This is a genomic window from Amycolatopsis sp. SID8362 (assembly GCF_010550475.1).
GTDB lineage: Bacteria > Actinomycetota > Actinomycetes > Mycobacteriales > Pseudonocardiaceae > Amycolatopsis > Amycolatopsis eburnea.
In genome coordinates this window covers 1-6,199 of record NZ_JAAGNB010000698.1, presented here as the reverse complement: position 1 = coordinate 6,199, position 6,199 = coordinate 1, and the positions used below count along the sequence as shown (strand labels likewise).

The 6,199-nt window shown below is 71.4% G+C and carries 4 protein-coding genes and 1 pseudogene; 4 read left to right on the top strand and 1 reads right to left on the bottom strand.

The genetic code is table 11. From position 1 onward, the window contains the following. The 4 genes and pseudogenes from G3I65_RS21670 to G3I65_RS21655 all read left to right on the top strand — a co-directional run. Nucleotides 1-721: pseudogene (locus G3I65_RS21670) on the top strand (ABC transporter permease); the annotation flags it as partial. Nucleotides 722-1,028: 307 nt separating this feature from the next. Beyond that, nucleotides 1,029-2,477 carry an amidohydrolase gene (locus G3I65_RS21665; protein WP_160697733.1) on the top strand — a complete coding sequence of 483 codons (1,449 nt, stop codon included), beginning with the start codon at nucleotides 1,029-1,031 and terminating at the stop codon, nucleotides 2,475-2,477. 83 nt (nucleotides 2,478-2,560) lie between these two features. Beyond that, the gene (locus G3I65_RS21660) at nucleotides 2,561-4,903 is read left to right on the top strand and encodes a GH92 family glycosyl hydrolase (RefSeq protein ID WP_239071359.1); all 2,343 of its coding nucleotides are present in this window, start codon (nucleotides 2,561-2,563) and stop codon (nucleotides 4,901-4,903) included. Nucleotides 4,904-4,930: 27 nt separating this feature from the next. Beyond that, a complete protein-coding gene (locus G3I65_RS21655; RefSeq protein WP_160697732.1) occupies nucleotides 4,931-5,407 on the top strand; it encodes a DUF2127 domain-containing protein in 477 nt (158 codons plus the stop codon). 286 nt (nucleotides 5,408-5,693) lie between these two features. On the opposite strand, the gene G3I65_RS21650 is transcribed toward G3I65_RS21655, so the two are convergent. Then, nucleotides 5,694-6,199, bottom strand: a 506-nt coding sequence (locus tag G3I65_RS21650; protein ID WP_160697731.1) for a PP2C family serine/threonine-protein phosphatase, incomplete at its 5' end; no start/stop codon positions are given.

Genomic DNA, 6,199 nt, shown 5'->3' with positions numbered 1-6,199 from the left:
GCTGGCCTGGCGGCTGCAGCGGGGGACGCTCGTGGTCTGGACCGGCTGCCTCGCGCTGGTCGGGCTGCTGATGGGCGGGGTGGCGAAGAACGTCACCGGCATGATGCGGGACAACCCGGCCGTCGCGGAGGTGTTCTCCCGCGTGGGCGGCGGGGGCGCGGTGACCGACGCGTACCTGGCGGGCACGATGACGCTGTTCGGCCTGGCGGCGGCGGGTTACGCGGTGCAGGCGACGCTGAAGCTGCGCGCCGAGGAGGCGGCGGGCCGCGCGGAACCGGTGCTGGCGACGGCGGTCGGACGGCTCGGCTGGGCGGCGGCGCACGGGCTGATCGCGGTGCTGGGTTCGGCGTTCCTGCTGGCAGTCACGGGTTTGACGACCGGCGCGGCGTACGGAACGGGCGCGTCACTGGTCCCGGCGGCACTGGCGCAGCTGCCGGCGGTGTGGGTACTGGCCGGGCTGGCGGCGGCGTTGATCGGCTTGCTCCCGCGGTTCGCCGCGGCGGCGTGGGGACTGCTGGGCGCGTTCCTGCTGCTGTCGCTGGTGGGTACGGCGTTGCGGTGGAGTCCGGCGGTGCTGGGGATTTCGCCGTTCCAGCACCTGGCGCGCCTGCCGGGAGGCACGTTCTCGGCGGTTCCGGTGCTGTGGCTGGTCCTGATCGCGGCCGCCGCCGGCGCCGTCGGCCTGATCGCCTTGCGGCGCCGGGACATCCCGGTGGGCTGACGACGAAACGCAACCACGCGGGGGTCCAGGGGGCTTGCCCCCTGGCGGGGGTCCGGGGGTTCGACCCCCGGGAGACACGCTCGGGGCGGGCCGGTGCGCGCTTTCCGCGCACAGGGCCCGCCCCGAGAACCGAGCGGCAACCGAGGGAGTCGAACCCTGCGCGGCTTGTGAAGGCGGCGCCCATGGACCGGCCCTGACCCTTCGGCGGGCGACGGCTGCCATCTTTCTCAACAGTAGCTAGTACCCGGATATTTCCCATCTCAAGCCGTGCTTCACCCGGACGGGTCCGGCTGGCAAGGTAAGCGGCATGGATGATCTCCTGCTCCGCCGCGTGCGTCCCGGGCTCGGCGGCGAGCTCGCGGACGTCCGGGTGAACGACGGCCGCGTCACGGCGATCACCGAGCCGGGGGCGGCCGGGTTCGCCGCGCGCGTCGTCGACGGCCACGGCGGCACGCTGCTGCCAGGCTTGGTCGACGCGCACGTCCACGTCGTGCAGTGGGCGACGTTCCGCCGTCGCATCCCGCTGGACGCGGCGAGGTCGGCGGCGGAGGCGATCGAGCTGCTGCTGGCGCACCTGCTGGCGACGCCGGCCCCACAGTCGGAGCTGGTGGTGGGCGCGGGTTTCCGCGACGGGCTGTGGCCGGACCTGCCGCACAAGGACCTGCTGCAGCGCGCGCTGCCCGGCCGCGCGGTCGCGTTGTTCAGCGCCGACCTCCACACGCTCTGGCTGAGCCCGGCGGCGCTGAAGCTGATCGGCCGCGATCACCCGACCGGCGTCCTGCTGGAAGCCGACTGCATGAGCGCGACGGCCCAGCTCCCGACGGCGTCGATCGACACCCAGGACGCCTGGGTCGCGGAAGCCCTCGCTGCCGCGGCGGCCCGCGGCGTGACGCAGATCGTCGACTACGAGTACGCGGACACGGTGGCGGACTGGACCCGCCGCGGCACGCCGCCGACCCGGATCTCGTGCGTGATCGCGAAACACCTGCTGGACCAGACCATCGAGCGCGGCCACCGCACGGGCGACGTCCTCCCGGATTCGGACGGGCGCGTGACGGTCGGCCCGTACAAGCTCTTCGTGGACGGCTCCCTCAACACGCGCACGGCCTATTGCCACGACCCCTACCCGGGCAGCGAGTCACCGGGCCTGCTCGAACTCCCGCCCGCCGAGCTGCTTCCCTTGATGCGGCGGGCTTTCGACCACGGCCTGCTCCCGGCGGTGCACGCGATCGGCGACCACGCCAACACGATCGCGCTGGACGCCTTCGAGGAGGTCGGCTGCCCGGGCCGCGTCGAGCACGCCCAGCTGCTCGCGCCGGCCGACATCCCGCGGTTCGCCGCGTTGGGCCTGGTGGCGTCGGTCCAGCCCGCCCACCAGCCGGACGACCGGGACGTGGCCGACCGCCATTGGCACGGCCGGACTTCGCGCGCGTTCCCATACCGCTCGCTGCTGGAGTCGGGTGCCCGCCTGGAGTTCGGCTCGGACGCCCCGGTCGCGCCCCTCGACCCGTGGGACGGCATCGCCTCCGCGGTCGCCCGCACCGACGACGACCGCCCGCCGTGGCACCCGGAGCAGTCGATCCCGTTCGCCGACGCGCTGGCTTCGTCCTCGGGCGGCCGCCGCGGCGTGGCGGTGGGGGACGTCGCGGACCTGATGGTGACGGCGACGGACCCGTCGGCGCTCTCGCCGTCGGACCTGCGGAACCTCCCGGTGACGGCGACCATCCTCGACGGGCACGTGACGTACCAGATCTGAGCATCCGTTCAGGGCTTGCAATGTCCACCGGACAACGGAAAGGATCTCACCGTTGATGTGACAACGTTGTCAGGAGGACACGGATGAGAGCGCGGACGCGCGTCCTTGCCACCTTGCTCGCCGGAGCCACGACGATGGCCCTCGCGACCCCCGCCCAGGCCGCCGGGCCGAGGTTCGCCGACGACCCCACCACGCTCGTCGACACCTCGATCGGCAACAACGGGGACGGCACCACGTTCCCGGGCGCCACCACCCCCTTCGGGATGGTGCAGCTCAGCCCGGACACCCAGCTCAAGAAGTACGCGTCCTACGACTACGCCCAGGACACGACCCTCGGCTTCAGCCACACCCACCTCTCCGGCGTCGGCTGCCAGACGATGGGCAACTTCCGCTTCATGCCCACCACCGGCGCCGTGACCAGCAGCGATCCCGCGCAGTACGGCGCGAAGTTCAGCCACGCCGACGAGACGCGACGGCCCGGGTACTACGGCGTCAAGCTCGGCAACGGCGTCGAAGCCGAGCTGACCGCGACACAGCGCACCGGCCAGCACCGCTACACCTTCCCGGACGGCGCGAGCCAGAACGTCCTCATCGAGGTCGGCGAGAGCAATGGCTACACCTACGCCGGGGACGTCCACGTCGTCGGCGACGACACCGTCGAAGGCTGGCTGCAGGGCGGCAACTTCTGCTGGGAGACGCAGAAGGAGCGCTACAAGGTCTTCTTCAGCGCCAAGTTCGACCGGAAGTTCACCGGCTTCGGCACCTGGACCGACTCGAAGCTGACGCCGAACCAGCGCGACGCCAAGCTCGGGTCCCAGCGCACCGGCGCGTGGCTCACCTTCGGCAGCGACAAGAGCCAGGTCGGGGCCTCCGTCGGCCTGTCGTACACCTCGATCGACGGCGCCCGGCTGAACCGCGGCGCCGAGCAGCCCAAGTCGTTCGACAACGCCGAAAAGCAGGCGCACGACACCTGGGAAGCCGAGCTGAACCGGATGCGCGTCGCCGGCGGGACCACCGCCGACCAGCGCACCTACTACAGCGCGCTGTACCGGTCGCTGCTGCACCCGTCCATCGGGTCCGATGTGGACGGTTCGTACCGCGGCTTCGACGACGCCGTGCACCGCAGCCGGGACACGTACTACCAGATGTTCTCGCTCTGGGACACCTACCGGTCGCAGAACCAGCTGGTCGCGCTCCTGCACCCGGACAAGGCCGCGGACATGACCAAGTCCGTCCTCAAGATCTACCAGGACGGCGGCTGGGTCCCGCGCTGGGCGCTGGGCGGCGGCGAGACGAACGTGATGAGCGGCGACCCCGTCACGCCGTGGGTGGTCGACAACTACCGCCGCGGCATCCTGGACGACCAGACCGCGCGCAAGCTCTTCGACGCGTTGTGGCGCAACGCCAACGAAGTACCGGCCGACCAGTCGATCTTCCGCGGCCGCGACGGCAACCCGACGTACGTGAAGAACGGCTGGATCGGGTACCAGGACCTCCCGGGCTACACCTACGGCGACACCCGCCAGGCCGGCTCGGCGACCCTCGAGTACGCCCTCGCCGACTGCGCGCTGTCGACCATGGCGTCCGGGCTGGGCTACCGGGACAAGGCCGCGACGCTGTCCGCCCGCTGCGGCAACTTCGCGAAGCTGTGGGACACCGGCGTCGAATCCCACGGCTTCACCGGCTTCCCGCGCACCCGCGCGGCGGACGGCACCGGCGTCGGCGACCCCGACCCGGCGCAGTCGACCGGCTTCCACGAGGGCACGCCGTGGCAGTACCAGTGGCTCGCCCAGCAGGACACGGCGAAGCTGTTCGGCCTGATGGGCGGCCCGGCGCAGGCGGAGAAGCGGCTCGACACCTTCTTCGACATCCCGCTGCTGCTCACCGACCCGGCGAAGGCCGCCAAGGACTCCTGGGTCCACGGCGCGTACGACTACCACAACAACTTCGCCTTCAACCCGAACAACGAGCCCGACCTGCACGCACCCTGGATGTACAGCTGGACGGGCGCGCCGTGGAAGACCTCGGCCGTGCTGCGCGCGGCGCGGACGCTCTTCACCGACACGCCGTACGGCATGCCCGGCAACGACGACCTCGGCACCATCTCGTCGTGGCTCGTCTTCGGCATGACGGGCGTCTTCGAAGCCCAGCCCGGCTCCGGGACGTACCTGCTCAGCACGCCGATGTTCGAGAAGGTCGAGATCCACCCGGCCGGCGGCCGCGAGATCGAGATCGAGGCGCCCGGCGCGAGCGCGGCGAAGCTGCAGTACACCCAGGACGTCCGGATCGGGTCGCGCGGCTACGACCGCAGCTGGATCTCGCACGCGGACCTGCTCCGCGCGGGCAAGATCCGGTTTTCGCTGAGCGACACCCCGACGGCGTGGGGCACGAAGTCCGTTCCGCCCGCTCTGTCCCAGGTGCGCTGACCTGCGCTTTGTGCTGAGCTGGGATGCATGACGGAAGCGAAGACCACGGCGACCGAGAAGTTCTTCCGGGTCGCCATCGCGATCAAGGGCCTCGACGGCGCTCTGCAGGTCGTCGGGGCCCTGATCCTCGCGTTCATCCCGGCCGCGGCCGTCAGCGGGTTCACCCACGCGGTGATCACCCGCGACCTGCTCGGCGACCCGTCGGGCACGCTCGCGCGGCACCTCCAGTCGGCGACGGACAACTTCCTGAACGGCGACACCAAGACGTTCGCCGTCGTCTACCTGCTTGCCCACGGGCTCATCAAGCTCGGCCTGGTGTGGGCGCTGGCCCGCAAGATCGTCCGCGCCTACCCGGTGGCCGCTGTCGTCCTCGCCGCCTTCGTGGTCTACGAGATCTTCCGGGCCGTGCACACCCACTCGATCGCGCTGCCGTTCTTCGCCGCGCTCGACGTCGTGATCATCGTCCTGGTGCTGCGCGAGTACCGGCAGCTGAAGCGGGGCTAGTGCGGTGACCGGGTACGTTCGCCGGGTTGCGATGGCGGTGTCTGCGACGGGGCTCGGCAAGGCAGCACCCGACCCCAACGACCCCGGCGGCCAACTCACCGACCGGAACGGCCAACTCACCCACCTGCCGGCGAGTTGGCCGTTCCGGTACGCGAGTTGGCCGCTGCGAGCGGTGAGTTGGCCGTTCCCGCTGACCACGGAGACCGGCGCGAGACCGTTCGACAGGCCGCCTCACCACCCAGGACCCCGACCCGGTGAACCTTCGTGGTCACCGCACTAGCCGGGTTCACGCGGCGACGGGAAATCGCACCGTCGTGACGTCGGCCTCCAGGGGTTCGACGTAGATGGCGGTCGCGTTGTCCGAGCCGCCGCGGGTCAGCGCCGCCTCGACGAGTTCCGCGGCCCCCGCGCCCGGCTGGGCCAGCACGGCGCGGATGCCGCCGCCGTCGAGCGGTTTGTGGATGCCGTCGCTGGTCAGCAGCAGGCCCGTGCTCGTGGTCTCCGCCGTGCCGATCTCGTCCGCTTCGGTGGTGCGGACGCTGGTCGTGACGACGTGCTCCATGCGCGGCGTCACCGGCTGGTGGCGGGTGCGGAAGTACTCCGCGAGCGTGTGGTCGGTGGTCAGCCGCGAGAGCGTGGTGCCGTCCCAGGAGTACGCGCGGGCGTCGCCGACCCAGGCGATGCGGTAACCGCCGTGCTCGGCCGGCATCGCGACGACGAGCACGGCGTCACCGCCGGCCTGCTCGCGAACGGCGCGCTGCGCGGCGAGCACGGCCTCGACCGGTCCTTTGT

Bases quoted from the DNA above. Each gene is read 5' to 3' on its own strand.
- G3I65_RS21660 (WP_239071359.1), top strand. From the start codon at position 2,561: ATGAGAGCGCGGACGCGCGTCCTTGCCACCTTGCTCGCCGGAGCCACG.
- G3I65_RS21665 (WP_160697733.1), top strand. From the start codon at position 1,029: ATGGATGATCTCCTGCTCCGCCGCGTGCGTCCCGGGCTCGGCGGCGAG.
- G3I65_RS21655 (WP_160697732.1), top strand. From the start codon at position 4,931: ATGACGGAAGCGAAGACCACGGCGACCGAGAAGTTCTTCCGGGTCGCC.